16 protein-coding genes and 1 riboswitch are annotated in these 17,857 nt (G+C 68.3%); of the genes, 6 read left to right on the top strand and 10 right to left on the bottom strand.

The features are described from left to right. Positions 1 to 11: 11 nt before the first annotated feature. Positions 12 to 629 (bottom strand): hypothetical protein, encoded by a 618-nt coding sequence (locus ACQPYH_RS01075; RefSeq protein ID WP_432885254.1) that lies wholly within the window; start codon positions 627 to 629, stop codon positions 12 to 14. 86 nt (positions 630 to 715) lie between these two features. Between ACQPYH_RS01075 and ACQPYH_RS01070 the strand changes: the two genes are divergently transcribed. The 5 genes from ACQPYH_RS01070 to ACQPYH_RS01050 are packed head-to-tail and all read left to right on the top strand — an operon-like array spanning position 716 to position 5,496. After that, a complete protein-coding gene (locus ACQPYH_RS01070) occupies positions 716 to 2,644 on the top strand; it encodes a thiamine pyrophosphate-binding protein (RefSeq protein WP_432885252.1) in 1,929 nt (642 codons plus the stop codon). Between the two features lie 8 nt (positions 2,645 to 2,652). Beyond that, the gene (locus ACQPYH_RS01065) at positions 2,653 to 3,357 is read left to right on the top strand and encodes a flavodoxin family protein (protein ID WP_432885250.1); all 705 of its coding nucleotides are present in this window, start codon (positions 2,653 to 2,655) and stop codon (positions 3,355 to 3,357) included. Between the two features lie 23 nt (positions 3,358 to 3,380). Continuing rightward, complete coding sequence (locus ACQPYH_RS01060) at positions 3,381 to 4,010, top strand: RNA polymerase sigma factor (protein ID WP_432885247.1); 630 nt, start codon at positions 3,381 to 3,383, stop codon at positions 4,008 to 4,010. Continuing rightward, positions 4,010 to 4,240: an anti-sigma factor family protein gene (locus ACQPYH_RS01055; RefSeq protein WP_432885244.1), complete on the top strand. Its 231-nt coding sequence runs from the start codon at positions 4,010 to 4,012 to the stop codon at positions 4,238 to 4,240. Before ACQPYH_RS01060 ends, ACQPYH_RS01055 begins: the two co-directional genes overlap by 1 nt. Before the next feature lie 38 nt (positions 4,241 to 4,278). Beyond that, positions 4,279 to 5,496, top strand: a complete 1,218-nt coding sequence (locus ACQPYH_RS01050; protein ID WP_432885241.1) for a cation:proton antiporter — start codon at positions 4,279 to 4,281, stop codon at positions 5,494 to 5,496. Here ACQPYH_RS01050 and ACQPYH_RS01045 read toward each other — a convergent pair. The 5 genes from ACQPYH_RS01045 to ACQPYH_RS01025 all read right to left on the bottom strand — a co-directional run bounded on the left by ACQPYH_RS01045 (position 5,438) and on the right by ACQPYH_RS01025 (position 10,502). Further along, a complete protein-coding gene (locus ACQPYH_RS01045) occupies positions 5,438 to 6,763 on the bottom strand; it encodes a purine-cytosine permease family protein (RefSeq protein ID WP_432885239.1) in 1,326 nt (441 codons plus the stop codon). The two genes, ACQPYH_RS01050 and ACQPYH_RS01045, sit on opposite strands and share 59 nt — an antisense overlap. Beyond that, positions 6,759 to 6,877: riboswitch (TPP riboswitch) on the bottom strand. (Overlaps the previous gene by 5 nt.) A gap of 16 nt (positions 6,878 to 6,893) precedes the next feature. Next, positions 6,894 to 7,556, bottom strand: coding sequence for an alpha/beta fold hydrolase (locus ACQPYH_RS01040; protein WP_432885236.1), 663 nt, complete (start codon positions 7,554 to 7,556; stop codon positions 6,894 to 6,896). Continuing rightward, on the bottom strand, positions 7,553 to 8,386 hold the full coding sequence (locus tag ACQPYH_RS01035; protein WP_432885234.1) for a hypothetical protein: 834 nt from the start codon (positions 8,384 to 8,386) through the stop codon (positions 7,553 to 7,555). The genes ACQPYH_RS01040 and ACQPYH_RS01035 overlap by 4 nt, the downstream gene beginning before the upstream one ends. Before the next feature lie 30 nt (positions 8,387 to 8,416). Further along, on the bottom strand, positions 8,417 to 9,259 hold the full coding sequence (locus ACQPYH_RS01030) for a DUF3152 domain-containing protein (RefSeq protein WP_432885232.1): 843 nt from the start codon (positions 9,257 to 9,259) through the stop codon (positions 8,417 to 8,419). A 49-nt stretch (positions 9,260 to 9,308) separates the two neighbouring features. Then, a complete protein-coding gene (locus tag ACQPYH_RS01025; RefSeq protein ID WP_130445616.1) occupies positions 9,309 to 10,502 on the bottom strand; it encodes an ATP-binding protein in 1,194 nt (397 codons plus the stop codon). A gap of 149 nt (positions 10,503 to 10,651) precedes the next feature. Here ACQPYH_RS01025 and ACQPYH_RS01020 point away from each other — a divergent pair, with 149 nt between their 5' ends. Continuing rightward, on the top strand, positions 10,652 to 11,656 hold the full coding sequence (locus ACQPYH_RS01020) for a GTP pyrophosphokinase (RefSeq protein ID WP_432885228.1): 1,005 nt from the start codon (positions 10,652 to 10,654) through the stop codon (positions 11,654 to 11,656). Here ACQPYH_RS01020 and ACQPYH_RS01015 read toward each other — a convergent pair. The 4 genes from ACQPYH_RS01015 to ACQPYH_RS01000 all read right to left on the bottom strand — a co-directional run bounded on the left by ACQPYH_RS01015 (position 11,653) and on the right by ACQPYH_RS01000 (position 17,729). Continuing rightward, positions 11,653 to 12,210 (bottom strand): dihydrofolate reductase family protein, encoded by a 558-nt coding sequence (locus ACQPYH_RS01015; protein ID WP_432885225.1) that lies wholly within the window; start codon positions 12,208 to 12,210, stop codon positions 11,653 to 11,655. The genes ACQPYH_RS01020 and ACQPYH_RS01015 overlap by 4 nt on opposite strands. Before the next feature lie 117 nt (positions 12,211 to 12,327). Beyond that, on the bottom strand, positions 12,328 to 14,109 hold the full coding sequence (locus ACQPYH_RS01010) for a S9 family peptidase (RefSeq protein ID WP_432885223.1): 1,782 nt from the start codon (positions 14,107 to 14,109) through the stop codon (positions 12,328 to 12,330). Positions 14,110 to 14,193: 84 nt separating this feature from the next. Continuing rightward, entirely contained in the window at positions 14,194 to 15,972 is a 1,779-nt protein-coding gene (locus tag ACQPYH_RS01005) for an ABC transporter ATP-binding protein (RefSeq protein ID WP_432885220.1), read from the bottom strand. Further along, positions 15,969 to 17,729, bottom strand: a complete 1,761-nt coding sequence (locus tag ACQPYH_RS01000; protein WP_432885217.1) for an ABC transporter transmembrane domain-containing protein — start codon at positions 17,727 to 17,729, stop codon at positions 15,969 to 15,971. Before ACQPYH_RS01000 ends, ACQPYH_RS01005 begins: the two co-directional genes overlap by 4 nt. Between the last annotated feature and the right edge of the window lie 128 nt (positions 17,730 to 17,857).

The following is a 17,857-nucleotide window of genomic DNA, read 5'->3' as shown; positions in this document are numbered from 1 at the left end:
AAGTATTCCGGTTACTCCGGGTCAGTGACCAGGCCCCTGCCTTTCTGGAAAAACACGAGTACGTCGGGCACCTCTGCCAGCAGGCGAGCGGCGCCGAACGATGTGTTCCAGAAATCCCCCGTCTGCGGCGTCCACGGACCGACGTACGCGTAAGGCTCCGGAATGGCGTCGTCGCCCGGCGACACCCCGTAGTTCACCTCGTCGAGCGTGACCGCCACGTCGAAGTGCTCCGGCCAGAGCACGGGCGTCTCGCGGGGAGCGAGCTGTCGTAGCGCCGCGTCACCACGCGCGAACGCGTCCGCCAGCAGCCGTGCGGCCTCGGGATCGACCTCCAGCCCCTCGCCGGGCAGTACGCCGGGACCGCCGCTGTAGACGTCGTCGAGCCGAGACGCCTCGAGCCCGGCCGCTTCGGCGACTTCGGCATACGTGCCCGTCAGCGGCAGCTTTCCGGCAGAGGTGATCAACCGGTCGCCGTCCACGCGGACGCCAGGATCCGCCAGGGTGGCGAAGCCGCCCGGTACGACGCGCAACCTGATCCCACCACCGCCTCGGTACTGCGGTCCGGCCAGCACGAGCTCTGCGACGCCGTGCAGGGACCGGCGGGTTACGGCCAGCGAACGTTCGTCCATGAGAGCAGTTTCCTCCTGTAACACCAAGCCGCGAAACGGCACTGTTCATTCACAAGGTTGGTGTCGCGACGGGTGGGAGGCGTTACATGTCGGGCAACTGGCACCGGGTGGACCAGGACGACGTACCGGCGGACGGGCGGGTCCGCAGCGTCGTCGTCGACGGGCGGAGCGTCGCGCTCGCCCGCTGCGGGGCGCGGCTCGGCGCGCTGGAGAACAAGTGCCCGCACCAGGGCGGGCCATTGGGCGAGGGCTCGATCGAGAAGGGTCTGCTGCGCTGCCCTTGGCACGGGTACGACTACGACCCGATCACCGGGCAGCCACCGGAAGGGTTCTCCGACGGCGTTCCGTCGTACCCGGTGGACGAGCGGGCTGACGGCGTCTACGTCCAGCTGCCCGACCTGCCCGCGCCGGTCCGGACGGTAGCCGACGTACTGGTCGAGACGTTGGTTGCCCACGGCATCAGTCATGTCTTCGGCATGGTCGGTCACTCCAACCTCGGGTTCGCCGAGGCGATGCGGCGCGCGGAGGAGCGCGGCGAGCTGACGTACGTCGGCATCCGGCACGAAGGGGCCGCGGCGTTCGCGGCCTCGGCGTACGGGAAGCTGACCGGCCGACCGGCGGCGTGCTTCGCGATCGCCGGACCGGGCTCGACCAACCTGCTCACCGGGCTGTACGACGCCAAGCTCGACGGCTCGCCGGTGATCGCGATCTCCGGGCAGGTGCCGTCCAAGGTCCTCGGCCGCGGGGCCTTCCAGGACCTCGACCTGACCGCTGTCTTCAAGGATGTCGCGGTGTCGAGTACGGCGGTCCAGGCTGGCAGCGACCACGCCGAGCTCGCCGCGCTCGCGGTCAAGCATGCGATCGACGGGCGTGGCGTCGCCCATCTCGTGCTGCCAGATGAGGTGCAGGTACTCCCGTCCGACGCAGCCGCGAAGACGCCGGCCGGTCGACTCTCCCGGAGGTGCATCCAGCCCTCCACGGACACGCTTACCCGAGCCGCCGCGGTGATTCAGGACGCGAGGCGACCGGTGCTGATCGTCGGCCACGGTGCGCGCGGCGCCGAGTCGGAGGTGCGCGAACTGGCCGAGCGACTCAACGCGCCGGTCCTGACCACCTTCAAGGCGAAGGGTCTGGTACCGGACACGCATCCGCTCGGCGCCGGGGTGCTCGGTCGCAGCGGTACGCCGGTGGCGAGTTGGCTGATGAACGAGTCGGACCTGCTGATCGTGGTCGGCGCCTCGTTCTCGAACCACACCGGGATCGCGAACTACAAGCAGATCGTCCAGATCGACGACCACCACGCCGCGATCGGGCGGTTCGACGCCGTCACCGTCGACGTGCTCGGCGACGCCGCACTGACCCTTCGGGCGTTGACGGACCGGCTCACCGACACCAAGGCGACCGACCAGCGACCGGATGTCGCCGACCGTTGGTCCATCTGGCGTGCGGAGAAGGCGCGCCGGGTCCAGGACGACCGTGGCCGCGGGGTCTCCGCGGCAGCCGTCTTCGATGCCCTAGGCAAACACTTGCCGATGGAGGCCGTCGTCACCGTTGACGTCGGCAACCATGCGTACTCGCTCGGCCGGTACCTGGAGTCGAAGGGACAGCCGGTCCTGATGTCGGGCTACCTCGGCTCGATCGGCTTCGGCTACCCGGCCGCCCTCGGCGCGTGGGCCGGGGCACCGGATCGTCCGATCGTCGCGGTCACCGGCGACGGCGGATTCGGGCAGTACGCCGCCGAGCTCACCACCGCGGTGAAGTACGGCATTCCGATCAAGCACGTCCTGCTCGACAACCACTCGCTCGGCAAGATCAGCAAGGAACAACTCGCCGCCGACTACCCGGTCTGGCACACCTCACTGCACAACCCCGACTGGGCCGCCTACGCCGAGCTCTGCGGCGCGACCGGGATCCGGGTCACCCGCCGCGAGGACCTCGACGGCGCGATGACCGAACTGTTCGCCACTACTGGACCAGGCCTGCTCTGCATCGAGCAGGACGCCGAACTTCTCTAGGAGAGACCGTGCCCGAATACGACGATCTGCGTGCGCTGTATCTGAACTGCACCCTGAAGCGGTCGCCCGCGGTCAGCCACACCGAGGGCCTGATCGACGTCAGCCGGAAGATCCTGGAGAAGCAGGGTGTCCAGGTCGACGTGATCCGCGCGATCGACCACGACATCGCGACCGGCGTCTGGCCGGACATGACCGAGCACGGCTGGGCGGCGGACGCCTGGCCTGCCATCCAGGAACAGGTGATGGCCGCCGACATCCTGATCATCGCCGGCCCGATCTGGCTGGGCGACAACAGCTCGGTCACCAAGCGCGTGATCGAGCGCTTGTACGGCAACTCCTCGATCCTCAACGAGCACGGTCAGTACGCGTACTACGGGCGGGTCGGCGGCTGCCTGATCACCGGCAACGAGGACGGGGTGAAGCACTGCGCGATGAACGTCCTGTACTCGTTGCAGCACCTCGGGTACACGGTCCCGCCGCAGGCCGATGCCGGCTGGATCGGTGAAGCCGGCCCGGGTCCGTCGTACCTGGATCAGGGATCGGGTGGACCGGACAACGACTTCACCAACCGGAACACGACGTTCATGACCTGGAACCTGTTGCATGTGGCCCGAATGATCCGGGACCGCGGCGGGATCCCGGCGTACGGCAACCAGCGGTCGGAGTGGGACGCCGGATGCCGCTACGACTTCGAGAACCCGGAGTACCGCTGACCATGCTGTTGTACCGTCGCCTTGTGGGGGCGGGGGTACTGCCGACGGACGACGTCCTCGTCGCCGGGCTGCGAGCCGGAGACGAGGAGATGTTCGCCTGCCTGCTGAACAGCTGGTCCGGCTCGATGCTGCGGCTGGCCAGGTCGTTCGTGTCGACCACGGCCAGCGCGGAGGAAGTCGTGCAAGACACCTGGCTGGCGGTCCTGCAGGGCATCGAGCGGTTCGAGGGGCGGGCGTCGCTGCAGACCTGGGTCTACCGGATCCTGGTCAACATCGCCCGCAAGCGCGGTTCGCGCGAGCATCGGACCGTGCCGTGGACGAGCCTGTTCCAGGACCACGAGCCGACCGTCGACCCGGCCCGCTTCCGTGGACCCGACGACCAGTACCCGGGCGGCTGGCGAGCGTTTCCCGAGCCCTGGCCGTCCACCGAGACCGAGGTCCTCGCGCACGAGGTCCGGGCTGCGGTGGCCAAAGCGATCGAGAACCTCCCGACCCGCCAACAGGTGGTGCTGACCTTGCGTGACATCGACGGACAGGACGCCGGCGCGGTCTGCACCCTGCTCGGCATCTCGGCAGCGAACCAGCGTGTCCTGCTGCACCGCGCCCGCGCCGCCGTCCGCAGCGAGCTTGAGCAGTACTTCGGAGCTGCGTGATGACGTGCGCGGAGCTGGTCGAGCTGGTCACCGCCTTCCTCGACGGAGCGCTGGATCCGGAGGCCGAGCAACGCTTCGTTGAGCACCTCGCGATCTGCGACGGCTGCGAGATCTATGTCGAGCAAATGCGCCGTACCATCGCCGAGGTCGGCCAGGTCGAGCCCGAATCCCTCAGCACTGAAACCCAAGAACGCCTGCTGGAAGCGTTCCGCGCCTTCCCGCGCGACTGACCTGTAACGCCCGGCAGGTCCGGCGGCACTGACTTGGTATGCCGGATGTCGAGTTCACCAATCTGTTCGCGGTCGCGGTGATCGCGCTGCTGGCCCCGCTGCTGCTCGGACTCAGCCCGCGCCTCCGCGTACCGGCCGTCGTGCTGGAGATCGTGGCCGGGATCATCGTGGGCCCACACGGCCTCGGGCTGGTCGACGTCGATCTGCCGGTGCAGATCGTCTCCGTGCTGGGCCTGGCGTTCCTGCTCTTTCTCGCGGGACTCGAGATCGATGTCCATCGGCTGCGTGGTCAGGTCCTGCGGCTCGCCGTACTCGGTTACCTGGTCACACTCGTGCTGGGCGGCGCGACCGGTGCGGTGTTCGCGGCCGCCGGCTGGGTGCACAGCGCGTTGCTCCTCGCCGTGACGCTGTCGGCGACCTCGCTGGGGCTCGTGGTGCCGGTGCTCAAGGACGCTGGTCAGGTGGACGGGACAGTCGGTCAGTTCACCATTGCCGCGGCTTCGGTTGCCGACTTCGCGGCTGTGCTCCTGTTGTCGCTGGTGTTCTCGACCGAGGGCGGGGGCGCGGGCGAGCGGTTGATCATGGTCGGGCTGTTCGCGTTGCTCGTCGCGGTCACCGGACTGGTCGTGGCGACCGCGGGCAGGTCGCAGCGGATCGGCCTGGTTCTGTTGCGGTTGCAGGACACCACCGCGGAGATCCGGGTCCGGGCGGCCGTGGTGTTGCTGATCGCCTTTGTGGCCTTGGCCGAGCAATTCGGGCTGGAGACGATCCTCGGGGCATTCCTGGCCGGGGCAGTCGTTGGTTTGGTGGACCGCGATGCGACCTCTCACCCCAGGTTCCGGACGAAGCTGGAGGCGCTCGGCTACGGCTTCCTGATCCCCGTGTTCTTCGTGACGAGCGGTCTGCGGCTGGATCTGCGCGGGTTGTTCGACGATCCGGCGGCGCTGGTGCGTGTTCCGCTGTTCTTACTGGCGTTGCTCGTGGTGCGGGGCATACCGGCGTACCTCTCGGTGCGGACACTGGGTCGTCGGAGTACCGCCGCTGTCGCGCTGTTGCAGGCGACCTCGTTGCCGTTCATCGTGACCGCGACGCAGATCGGCGTGGTGACCGGGCTGATGACTCCGGTCACCGCCGCCGCGCTGGTCTGCGCCGGACTGCTGTCCGTGCTGATCTTCCCGGCGATCGCCCTCGTGCTGCTCAGGCAGCCTGCCGCCGACCGATCCGGCCGAGCAGAACCGCGGCCAGCATCGAGATGACGATCGAGGTGTACGTCGCGCCGAGCCAGGTCGGGACCGGGTGGTTGTTGAAGAGCGCCTGCTGTACGTCGGTCCAGAACGGGGACCAGCCGGCCACGGTGCCCGGGTTGACCAGCTGGTACCCGACGAATCCGATCAGCCAGGCGAGCGTCGGTTGCCAGCGGAACTTCGCCGTGCCGGACACGTCCCAGTTCATCTTGCTGACCACGAAGAAGTCGGCGATCGCGACCGCGAACAGGGGAATGAAGACCGAGCCGATCAGGTACAGGAACTGCGTGTAGTTGCCTAGGTCAACCATCAGCGCGAGCCCGGTAGCGAGCACACCGATCGCGACCGAGATCCACCGGCGGTCGATGTGGCCGATCAGGTTGTGCGTGGCCATGGTGGTCGAGTAGACGTTCGCGTACGCCTCGTCGACCTCGTCGACCAGCAGCACGAACAGAGCGATCGCGCCGGCGGGCAGGGTGACCAGTGCGGTGATCACGTCGTCGCTGTTGGTCTGCAAGGTGGCCACCGCGACGACTCCGAGGGCGTAGTACCCGATCGCTGCCAGGCCGTAGCCGAGTGCGGATCCACCGAAGGCAGCCTTGTTGGTGCGCGAGTGCCGTGTGTAGTCGGCGGCCAGCGGGGCGAACGACACAACACCCGCGGCGGCGAGGTCGACGGCCGGCCAGAAGCCGAACACGCTGTCCTGCGGCAGAGCGTGCACCGGCTTGCTGAGCACCTGCACGAACAGGTAGACCGACGCGATCAGCACCAGCCACACCATGAACTTCCGCAGGATCTTCACGCTGCCCAGCGGCCGGACCGCCATCGTCGTCGCGATGATCCCGGCCAGTACGACGAACAGCCAGCGCCAGCGTTCACTCGTCACCGCGACCGCGGCCTGCGAGATCACGATGATCTCCATCGTCGCCCAGCCGACGTTCTGCGCGATGTTCAGGATGGTCGGCGCGATCGAGCCGCGACGGCCGAACAACCCCCGCAGGCTCGCCATCGCCGGCGCACCGGTGTGCGACCCGAACACGGCCGCACCACCCAGCACGAGCGCCCCGATCCCGCAGCCGACGACGACCGCGAGCAGACCTTGCCACAGCGAGCCCGTGTACGCCGCCACGAGCGCACCGGTCACCGGGCCGAACAGCGAGATGCCGAAGTTGCCCCACAGCGTGAACTGGTCGAAGAACCCGAGCGTCCGCGGCGCATCGGTGGTGAGGACGAGCGGCGCCTCGGTCGAGCTGGCAGGACGAACAGCGGTATCGGTCATGAGTGACCCCAATCCCTACGCCGGCATTACCCGGTCAGGTTCAGGCGGTCGGCGACCCAAGCTGTCGCCCTCTCAGCCCGCGCGTGTTCGGTGCGAGCTCCCGCATAGGTTGTGCTTGGAGTCTAACGCGTCAGGTAGTTTCCGGCAGGGCGGCTGCTCGTTCTATGAGAGCGGCGAGCTCCGGACCGTTCGTGACAACCGGCATGTGCGCGCCGGTGGCGAAGGTCCGGGCCTCGCCGTGGCTCAGCTCGGCGAGCCGCTGGACCCACTCCGCCGTCGAGAGCAGGTCGTACTTGCCGCGGACGATGAACACCGGTGCCTTGACCTGCGAGATCACTTCGGCCAGGTCGTGATGCCGTGAGGCCTCGACCGCGCGGGCGATCGTCGGCAGCGTCGTCCGCGCGTACTGCGGGGTCACGGTCCGGATCAGCTTGGGCGAGTCCGGTACGGCGGATCCGAGCCAGCGCACCGTACGGTCGACCCAGCTGGACATGCGCGCGTCACCCGCCGGCGCGACAAGTACGACGGCGTGCGCGAGGTCGGCGTACCGGACTGCGGTCTCGACGACGATCTGGCAGCTGGCGGAGTGGCCGACGAGGACGGACCGCTCGCGGATCTTCTCGGCAAGGGCGACTGCCAGTGCGCGCGGGTGCAGGTCCTCGCGGGCGCCGGCCGGTTCGCCGTACCCGGGCAAGGTGACCAGGTGGTACGGCGTGACGAGATGTTCTACGGTCCGGGCGTACGACTCGGGGCCGAGGCCCAGGCCGGGCACCAGGACGACTGGTGCGCTCACTCCCAGGGCGCCTTGGCCGGTGGGCCCTGGACGACCGGGTTGGGCACGTCGGGCTTCAGTTCGCGGTACCCGAGGAACAGACCGACCGCGAGGATCAGCAGACCGGCACCGCCCCAGCCGTACGCCGTGGGCAGCCGGTCGACCGCGCCGTCGATGGATCCCAGGCCGGTGGTCAGCACCATGATCAGCCAGATCAGGATCGGTACAGCGGAGAGCGCGACCAGCCCGAGTCCGACCAGCTCAGCCGGCTCCGGCTGGCGGCCGGCCTTGCGACGGGCGAGTACGTCGCGGATCCACATGAACAGCGCGCCCGCGCCGACGACCACGAGCAGCAGTTGGCCGATCGCGTCGATCACGTCGGTGCGGAGCGGGTGGTTGAGTGGTGAGCCCGGTGCCTGCGAGATGTCGCGCAGCGAGACCCGCTGGACGGAGATGACGAGCAGACCGTAGAACCCGGCGATCACCGTGGCCAGACCGACGACCCGGGCGGCACGGGGGTCGCGCGGCTGCTCCCTTCCGTACACGGGGAGCTCGTGCGGCTCAGGGCTCGACGGTGCGCCGTACGGCATGCCGGGGCGGTAGCTGGGCGGCTGGGCGTGGTGCGGACCAGCCTGCGGGTGCGGCGGGACGCCGTACTGACCGGGTGGGGTGCCGTAGGGCTGGGGCGGCGCGTACGGGCCTTCGGCCGGCGGAGTGCCGCGGCCGGTGCCGTACGTGCCACCGCCGTACGGCGTGGGCGGGGGGTAGTGATGCTCCTCGCCGGGCTGCTGCTGCTCGGGCTGCTGGGGCTGATCGCCCCGGCCGTACGTCGGGAAGTCCTGTGACGACATTCGCTGCTCCCTCCCGTCGTACCTAGTTTCTCAGGTTGCCTTGATGGTGGGCCAGGCGTTCGGAAGACAGCCTGCCAGGCCTTTGGTCTGCTGCATCATCACCGGCGCGGGGGTCTTCGGCTTGGTGCAGGTCGAGTGCCCATGGCCGAGCGCGTGACCGACCTCATGATTGACCAGGTAGCTGCGGTACAGCTCGACGTTCCCGTTGTACGACGGGATCCCGTACATCCACCGCTTCGCGTTGAGCACCACGCGGTCCTCGACCCGGCAGGAAACCTCACCGCCGGTGTCGAGCGGCAGGCACAGCTTGTCGGTCAGCGCCGGCGTCGCGAGGATGATCCGGAGATCGGCGTCGACCTTGTCGGTCCGCTCGAAGCTCACCGGGTGCAGCGCCTGCCATCCGCGCGGGTCCGTCAGCGTCTTGTGGATCGCCGCGGCGACAGCGGCTCCGTTCACCGACAGCCCCTCCTCGATCTCGACGCGGTACGTCAGCTTGTCGCGCACGCCGCTCGCCTTGTTGAACCCAGGCACGACGGCAAGCTTCCCGGTCGACACCAGCACGTTCGGCTTCGCGTTCTTCGGCTTCCGCGTCAAGGTCGGTGCCGGCCGCAACGGAGTCGTGAACTTCTGCGTCGGGGTCACCACCGGCGTCGGCGTCGGCGTCGCACTGGGCGTCTCGACAGCCACAGGTTCGTTGGCCCCCGCAACCACCTCAGCCGCAAGGCTGGCCCGATGCGCCACATCCGGATGCGCCACCACCACGGTCCCCACCACAGCCAGGGCAGTCACCGCGAACCACTGCCCCCGGTACGACTTCCGCCGGCTATGCCGCCCACGCGTCCCCGCACGCTGGCCGCTCCGCCGGGTGGTCATGACACTCGACCCTATCGACTACCTGCCACCTCACGAAACCCCAGTTCCGTTAAGCCGTCCGCGTCCGGAGGAATTTTCCGAAGTGGGGGACGGTGAAGGCTACGGTTCCTCGTTCGGCGGAGAAGACTAGGCCTTTTTTGATCAGGCCGTCTCGGGCGGGGGACAGCGACTGGGGTTTGCGGTTGAGGGTGCTGGCTACTTCGGCGGTAGGGACGGAGCCGTCGTCGACGCCGATGCCCAGCTCGGCCATCGCGCGCATGTACTCGCGTTCGGCGGGCGTGGCACGTTCGTACCGCGAGCCGAAGAACCCGACGGTCAACTCGGCAGACGCCTCGGGAGCAGCTACAGCGACGTCCTTGATGGTGATGGGTGAAGTCGGCGCGTGGTCCCAGGTGGAGTGTGCGAAGGCCTGCACGAAGTACGGGTAGCCGTCGGTCTGGGCGTACAGCTCGTCGAGCGCCTCCTCGTCGTACTGGACGCCTTCGCTCTCCGCCGGCACCATCAGCGCGCGGTCGCACGCGTCACGCGCCAACCGGTCGACGCGGACATACCGGAACAGCCGCTCGGAGTACGACTTGCTGGCCGACAGTACGGCGGGCAGATGCGGCAGCCCGGCACCCACAACAACCAGCGGCGCGCTCTGCTGCGAGATCTCGTGACAAGCGGCGCACAGCGCGGACAGGTCGTCCGGACTGATGTCCTGCATCTCGTCGATGAACAGCCCGACCCCGACAGACAGGTCACCAGCCAGATCAGCAGCGTCGGTGAACAGCTCGATCAGGTCCATCTCCAGGTCACCGGAGTCGGCCCGCCCCTTCGCCGCGGCCACGTCCACCGGCGGATGCCACCGGATCCCCTTCCGGTCCTCCGCTCCGGTCCGCAGCGCAAAAGCCTTCAGTACGGCGCTGAACTGGTCGACCCGCTCATCGTCGCGGTGCCGATGGCCCAGCTCCCGCATCGCGGTGTGCAGCGCCTGCGCGATCGGCAGCCGGATGCTCTGCTCCGGCCGTGCCTCGATCTTCCCGGTGCCCCAGGCGCGCTTGATCGCCTGCGAACGCAACGTGTTGAGCAGCACCGTCTTGCCCACGCCCCGAAGTCCGCTGAGCACCAGGCTCCGCTCCGGTCTGCCTGCCGCGACCCGCTCGAGGACCACCTCGAACTGCCGCACCTCGATGTCGCGTCCGGCCAGCTCAGGCGGCCGCTGACCGGCGCCGGGCGCATAGGGATTCCGGATCGGATCCATGCTTTCACTGTATGAGCCCGTCTAGCGTTTTCCGTAGATTGACCAATCAAGGACCAGAGCGTGTCGCGAGGGCTCTCTACAACTTTCTAGCAAAATAACTAGAAAGCGATAGACAGCACGAGCGACCGGAAGACCACTATGGTTCCCGCATGGTGGAGCAGGCGGGGGTGGTGTACGAGCGGGTGCACCAGCAGTACGTCGGTGGCGCGCGCAAGCTCGAGGCGCTGATCAACGAGCTGATCGGTGAAGAAGAGGGCATCAACTACCTGACCGCTACCGCCCGTGCCAAGGACCCGGAGTCGTTCGTCGCGAAGGCGTCGAAGTCGCATCCGGACGATCCGAGCAGACCGAAGTACGACGACCCGCTGAACCAGATCACCGACCTGGTGGCGGCGCGGGTGATCACGTTCCTGGTCGAGGCGGTGGACCGGGTGTGTGAGGTGATCGAGGAAGAGTTCGAGATCGTCGAGCACACCGACATGGGCGCCCACACCCGGGCGCAGGGCGTGTTCGGGTACGCCAGCAAGCACTATCTGGTCCGGCTGAACGCACACCGCCGCGAGCTGCCGGAGTACGCCGTACTGAAGAACTTGGTGATGGAGATCCAGGTCCGTACGGCGGTCCAGCACGCGTGGGCCGAGTTCGAGCACGACATCAGGTACAAGCTGGACATCCCGCCGGGCCGCAAGCCGGAGTTCGACCGGCGCTTCCTGCTCGCCGCCGCGCTGATGGAGCTGGCCGACAACGAGTTCACCGAGATCGACCGGCTGTACCGCGAGCTGGCGGCCACGGCGGAGGACAAGGCCCCGCTGGACCTGACGACCGGCACGCTGACGACGTACCTGACCCGGCGGTACCCGGACGCCCCGCACGCCAAGACCACGCACTACGCCTGGATCCTCGGCATCCTGCATCGCCTCGGCGTCACCACCGAGGAGCAGCTCACCGAACACCTCGCCGGCATCGACATCGAGGCAGTCCAGGCCGCCATGACCCACAGGGCTCCAGCCGGAACGGTACGTCGGCTCGACGACGACCTGCTCGCAGCCAACGGACCCGCTTACCTGGCGCTGTTCCCGGACGAAGAGCGCCGCCAGAAGATTCTCCGCGGTCGCCTCAAGGCCCTGACCCGCGCCGGGCTGGTCGGGAGCTAACGGCTGTACTCCAGCTTCACCACGTTGCCGTCGAATGTCCGGGTGCCCGTCAGCGTCAGCCCCTGGCGCGACGGTAGGCCTTCGAGGATCGACCGGCCGGCGCCCAAGGCGACGGGGTGCAGGTAGATCTCGTAGGCATCGACCAGGTCGCGCTCGGCCAATGCGGTGATCAACTGTGGGCTGCCGAGCAGATACAGGTCGCCGTCGGCAGTCCGTCGGTACTCCGCGAGAACGTCAAGGTCGCGGAGCACGGTGGTGTTCCAGCCGGCGGATTCCAGCGTCCGGGAGAAGACGAGCTTCGGCTTCGACTTCCAGATCTTGCTGTACGCCACCAGGTGGTGATCGCTTTCGGGATCCTCGTCCGCGGTCGGCCAGTACGCGGCCAGCCCCTCGAAGGTGTTGCGCCCGTACATGAACAGGCCGGCCGACCCGTGCAACTCGACGAAGTGGGCGTGCAACTCGTCCTTCACCTGGAGCCAGTCCAGCACACCGTCGGTACTGGCCACTCGTCCGTCGAGTGACGTCTGCACCGAAACCACGACTTTGTTGGACATCGTTTTCTCCTCGAATCGGTCTGACGTCACACAAGTCGGAGCCGACGCCGAGTCCTTGACGAGGTCCTCCTACAACGGCCGCGGCCGCGAGCGCGCGGTGTCGGTTGACACTTTCCGTCAGGGGATGAGGTGCTCTCGCAGGAAGCTGAAGGCCTGTGGGTACGCGTCGAGGCGGTTCTTGAGCTTGGCGAGGCCGTGGCCCTCGTCGGGGTACACCAGCAGCTGGCATGGCACGCCCCGCTTCGTCAGGGCCTCGGTGATCTGCTCTGCTTCCGACAACGGCACGCGCGGGTCGTTGGCGCCGTGGATGACGAACAGCGGCGCTCGGATGTCGTCGACCCGGCTGAGTGGGCTGGCTGACTCCAGGAACTCGCGTTCGGTAGCCAGGTAGCCGTACTCGCGCTCGCGCATGGTCCGCCGGTAGTCCGAGGTGTTCTCCAGGAACGTCACCAGCGAAGCGATTCCGACGATGTCCACACCAGCCGCCCACAGGTCCGGCTGGAACGCGACGCCGGCCAGCACCATGTACCCGCCGTACGAACCACCCCACAGCGCGGCCCTCTTCGGATCGCCGCCGATGGTTGGCAACCAGGCGTTGATCGCCGCCAGGTCCTTCACCGAGTCCAGCCGCAGCTGCCGGTCGTCGAGCGTGTACCAGCGCTTGCCGTATCCGGCCGAGCCGCGGACGTTCGGCACGATGACCGTGTGTCCCTCGCCGGCCAGCGCCGAGATGATCGGGCTCCACATCCGCAGCGCCGCACCCTCCGGACCGCCGTGCACATGGACCACGGTCGAGCCCAGGTCCGCCGCGGTCGGCCGGAACACGAACACCGGCACCTGCTCGCCGTCGAACGACGGCACGCGCAGACTCTCCGGATGGTTCAGCTCGACAGGCACCTCCACCGGTCGAACCGCAGCCAGCTCGCCGCCCGGGACAAACCGATACACGGTCGGCGGTGTGACCGGCGAGTTGTAGGTGATGGCCGCGAACGATCCGTCGGACGACCAGATCGGGTCCGGCGTCGCCATCGACAACGCCGCGACGCCGCCGGCAGGGAGGTCAAGCGGTGCGACGAGCGAGCCATCCTCCAGCCGGTGCAGCGCCAGCGCCACCTCGCCGTCCTCCAGCACGGCGACCAACAGGTGCTCGCCATCCGGTGAGGGCCACCCGGCCAGGTCGCGAGCGTCATCCACGAGTACGTCGCTCCACGCCGCGTCGACCACGTCGTACCGGCGCAGGGCCATGCGATCGCGGTCCGCGTTCGTCGACACGAGGAACGCCGACGAGTCCGGGAGCCAGGCGACGGCGCCTTGGTCGTTGTGCGCGTCCTCGGGGGTGAGCTCCGTGATGGTCCGGCTCGACGTCTCGACCAACAGCAGCTGCATCGAGTTCGCCGGGGTGCTCGCCTTCGCAAGGACGACCCACTTGTCATCCGGGGACGGGTTGACGCCCATCACCCAGCCGCCCTTGTCGTACAGGACGGTCTCGCGACCGGTGGCGAGGTCGCGCGCGACCAGATCGAAGTCGACGCCGTTGCGGCGGTTCGTCGTGTAGAGCACCCGCCCGGCCCGCGCGTCGACCAGGTGATGGATGTACTCCGAGTCGTGGACCAGCGGGGTCAGCGTCGGCAGACCAGGCTCTTCGAGATCCAGCATGGAGAGCTGACCGCGCTCGTCACCGCCGGTGTCGTGCTCGATGACCACGCGGCTGCTGCCCGGCACGAACCGGGCGCCACGGCAGGTGTCACCGAGATCGGTGAGCGCTCGCCAGGACCCGTCCGGTGCGACTTCGTTGACCTGGCGGGTGCCGGTGCCGTCATACAGCACGAGCATCCGGCCCTCGTCGTCCACATCGAGGGCCATCGTGGTGGGCAAGGAGAACAGCGTCGTCAGCAGCACGCGTTCATCCTCACACGGGGACGGGTGGATCCGCTGGGATCGCAGTTGATCCTGTGGATAACCGCGGATCCACCCGTCCGTGTGTCAGCGTTCGCCGTGCCAGGAGTTCCACAGAGCCGCGTACGCACCCTGGGCGTCGACCAACTCGTCGTGCGCGCCCAGCTCGACGATCTTGCCGTCCTCGACGACCGCGATCACGTCCGCGTCGTGCGCCGTGTGCAGCCGGTGCGCGATCGCCACCACGGTCCTGCCCTCCAGAACGGTCGCCAGCGACCGCTCCAGGTGCCTGGCCGCGCGCGGGTCCATCAACGAGGTCGCCTCGTCCAGCACCAACGTGTGCGGGTCCGCGAGCACCAACCGGGCCAGAGCGACCTGCTGCGCCTGAGCCGGCGTCAGCGAGACCCCACCGGAGCCCACCTCGGTGTCCAGCCCGTCGTCGAAGCCGGCCACCCAGCCGTCGGCGTCGACCGAACGCAGTGCTGCCCACAGGTCGGTGTCCGTCGCGCCCTGCTTCGCCAGCCGCAGGTTGTCGCGGACACTGCCCACGAACACGTGGTGCTCCTGGTTGACCAGGGCAACGTGGCTGCGTACCTGCTCGGCAGACATCTGGTCCAGCGCCGCACCACCCAAGGTGATGTCACCGACGCGTGGCGAGTAGATGCCGGCCAGCAGCCGACCGAGCGTCGATTTCCCTGCACCAGAAGGGCCTACGAGCGCCACGCGCGCACCCGGCTCGACCGTCAGCGTCACGCCGTGCAGTACGTCGCGACCCTCGAGGTAGCCGAACCGCACGTCATCCGCCAGCACAGTCCGGCCCTCCGGCTCGGCATCGCCGTCCGTCGCGGCAGTCTCCACCTCACGGACGCCGACCAGCCGCGCCAGCGACACCTGGGCCACCTGCAGCTCGTCGTACCAGCGGATCATCATGTTGACCGGCTCGACCAGCATCTGGACGTACAGCGCACCTGTGGTCAGTGCGCCGACAGTGATCCAGCCCTGGATGGCGAAACCGCCACCGATCACCAGCACGGCGGCCAACGCGACCGTGTGGGTCATGTTGATCACCGGGAACAGGATCATCCGCAGGTAGAGCGTGTACCGCTCCCACGCGACCCACTGACCGATCCGGGTGTCGCCGAGCTTGATCCGGCGGTCGCCGAGCCGGTGCGACTCCACGGTCCGGCCGGCGTCGACGGTCTCGGCCAGTGCGGACGCGACAGCGGCGTACCCGGCTGCCTCCGACCGGTACCCGGATGGTGCGCGCCGGAAGTACCAGCGGCCGCCGATGATCAGGATCGGTGCGGCGATCACCACCGCCACTGCCAGCGGCGGCGAGGTGACGACCAGCGCACCGATCAGCAGACCTGCCCAGATGACCGCGATCGTCAGCTGCGGTACGGCGTCGCGCATGGCGTGAGACAGCCGGTCGATGTCGGTCGTGATCCGGGACAGCAGGTCACCGGTCCCGGCGCGCTCCAGCACACCGGGCGGCAGCCCGACCGAGCGGACCAGGAAGTCCTCGCGCAGGTCCGCGAGCATCTCCTCGCCCATGACCGCACCACGGAGCCGAGTCATCCGCACGAAGATCGTCTGGACGACCAGGGCGATGACGAAGCCGAGCACGACGTACGGGAGCTGCACATCGGTCTTGCCCTGCGAGAGCTTCTCGACCACGTTGCCGAGCAGCCACGGGCCGACCATGCCACTCAGCGCCGCCACTGCGTTGACCAGCGTGAGCCAGCCGAACGCACGGCGGTGCCGGCGGAACAGCGACTTCAGGTAGGCGCGCACAGTCGCGCTGCCTGCTACCGGGAGCCGCACTACTTCCTGTGGGGCTGCCGGGTCGTACAGGGGGCGCTTCACGCCAACTCCTCAACGGTTTGTTCGTCTTCACGGGTTACTGCGGCGCGGTACCGCGGGTTGGTGTGCAGCAGGTCGTGGTGTGTCCCGACCGCATCGACGCGGCCGTCCGGCACGAACACCACTCGCTCCGCCCGGTCTAGCATCAGCGGGCTCGACGTGAACACCACAGTGGTCCGGCCGGCGCGCAGCAGCTGCAGACCGTCGGCGATGCGCGCTTCGGTGTGCGCATCCACCGCACTGGTCGGCTCGTCGAGCACCAGCACCTGCGGGTCGACGTACAGCGAGCGAGCCAGTGCCACGCGCTGCCGCTGACCACCGGACAGGGACCGCCCGCGCTCAGTCAGCACTGCGCGCATCGCGTCGGACTCACCAGCAGGCAGCGTCTGCCGCAGTACGTCGAGAATGTCGGCGCACTGCGCTGCGTCGAGCGCTGTCTCCGGAGAGACGACACCACTGGCCGGCACGTCGAACAGCTCGCGCACCGTCCCCGACAACAGCACCGGGTCCTTGTCCTGCACGAGTACGACGGTCCGCGCGGACTCCAGCGGGATGTCGTCGAGGGCAACGCCGCCGAGCAGCACGGAGGCCTCACCGTCAGCTGTCGGGCTGTGACCGCCCAACCGGTCGGCCAGCAGGCCACCGGCATCCGGGTCGCCGGCGACGACCGCGGTGAAGCTGCCGGCCGGGACGTGCAGGCCCGTGACCGGGTCGAGCAGTTCACCCTGCGGCAGCTGCGCCTCGGCAGTGCCCTTGGTCTCGTCGGTCCGCTGCAGCGACAGCACCCGCGCGGCCCGGCGGGCCGACACCTTCGAGAAGATGAACGCGCTCGCCGTCTCCTCGAATGTGTGCAGCGGCACCAGCATGAACGTGATGAACCCGTACGTCGTAACGAGCTCGCCGACCGAGATCCGTCCGGACGTGACGAGCCGCACACCCATCCAGACGACGACCACCAGGAACAGCCCGAACAGCAGCACCTGCAGGGCCGCGATCAGCGACCACATCCGCGCGCTGCGGACCGCACTGCTCCTGTACTGCTGCGATGCCTCGCGGTAGCGCTCGAGGAAGAGCTGCTCGCCGCCGATACCCCGCAGTACGCGCAGACCGGCGACGGTGTCGGCAGCCAGCTCCGTGGCGCGGCCGCCCTTGGCACGCTGCTCGTCGGCGCGACGCTCCGCGGGACCCATCAGCGGGACGATCGAGAAGGCCAGCACCGGCACGGCGATGGCGACCACCAGGCCGAGCTGGGGCTCGTAGAACAGCAGGCCGATGACGACCGCGAAGCAGGTCAGCAGCGCGGCGGCGAACCGGCCCAGCACCTCGACGAACCAGCCGATCTTCTCGACGTCGCCGCTGCTGACGGCGACGACCTCACCGGCGGCGATCCGGCGGGTCAGCAGGGAGCCCAGCTCTGCAGCCTTGCGCATGAGCAGCTGCTGCAGGCGGGACGCAGTGCTGATCCAGTTTGTCACCACGGCGCGGTGGAAGAACGAGTCGGCGCCGGCCTTGGCCGCGCCGAAGGCCAGCAGCAGCCCACCGGCCAGCATCAGCTTGGACCAGGACAGGTCGATCGCGGCCTGGACGGCCAGACCGACGGCAACCGGAGCAGCGGCGATACCGCCGAAGTAGATCAGCCCCCAGAACACTGCGAGGGCTTGCCCGCGCAGCTGCTGGTGCTCCAGCCAGATGATGAGTCGGAGGCCGGAGCGGGTGTCCGGCACACCCGGGTCGGCGAATGGGATGAGGCGCAAAGACATGACGTCTCACAAACAGGCATAGAGGGATGAAAGAAGGTACCTGACCAGGCGAATAGATCAAGCGTAGGTGGCCCCGCCGACACTCCGTCAAACCGTTTTCCGGGCCGGTAGTAAAGTCTTCAAGCATG

This window comes from Kribbella sp. CA-245084 (assembly GCF_050942355.1).
Taxonomy (GTDB): domain Bacteria; phylum Actinomycetota; class Actinomycetes; order Propionibacteriales; family Kribbellaceae; genus Kribbella.
The sequence above is the reverse complement of the archived record's forward strand: the minus strand, read 5'-3'. Positions and strand labels throughout refer to the sequence as shown.

What these genes read in the sequence shown, in the direction of transcription:
- ACQPYH_RS01055 (WP_432885244.1), top strand. Translation starts at nt 4,010, where the DNA reads ATGACGTGCGCGGAGCTGGTCGAGCTGGTCACCGCCTTCCTCGACGGA.
- ACQPYH_RS01025 (WP_130445616.1), bottom strand. Translation starts at nt 10,502, where the DNA reads ATGGATCCGATCCGGAATCCCTATGCGCCCGGCGCCGGTCAGCGGCCG.
- ACQPYH_RS01050 (WP_432885241.1), top strand. Translation starts at nt 4,279, where the DNA reads ATGCCGGATGTCGAGTTCACCAATCTGTTCGCGGTCGCGGTGATCGCG.
- ACQPYH_RS01035 (WP_432885234.1), bottom strand. Translation starts at nt 8,386, where the DNA reads ATGTCGTCACAGGACTTCCCGACGTACGGCCGGGGCGATCAGCCCCAG.
- ACQPYH_RS01075 (WP_432885254.1), bottom strand. Translation starts at nt 629, where the DNA reads ATGGACGAACGTTCGCTGGCCGTAACCCGCCGGTCCCTGCACGGCGTC.
- ACQPYH_RS01020 (WP_432885228.1), top strand. Translation starts at nt 10,652, where the DNA reads ATGGTGGAGCAGGCGGGGGTGGTGTACGAGCGGGTGCACCAGCAGTAC.
- ACQPYH_RS01000 (WP_432885217.1), bottom strand. Translation starts at nt 17,729, where the DNA reads ATGTCTTTGCGCCTCATCCCATTCGCCGACCCGGGTGTGCCGGACACC.
- ACQPYH_RS01070 (WP_432885252.1), top strand. Translation starts at nt 716, where the DNA reads ATGTCGGGCAACTGGCACCGGGTGGACCAGGACGACGTACCGGCGGAC.
- ACQPYH_RS01045 (WP_432885239.1), bottom strand. Translation starts at nt 6,763, where the DNA reads ATGACCGATACCGCTGTTCGTCCTGCCAGCTCGACCGAGGCGCCGCTC.
- ACQPYH_RS01030 (WP_432885232.1), bottom strand. Translation starts at nt 9,259, where the DNA reads ATGACCACCCGGCGGAGCGGCCAGCGTGCGGGGACGCGTGGGCGGCAT.
- ACQPYH_RS01015 (WP_432885225.1), bottom strand. Translation starts at nt 12,210, where the DNA reads ATGTCCAACAAAGTCGTGGTTTCGGTGCAGACGTCACTCGACGGACGA.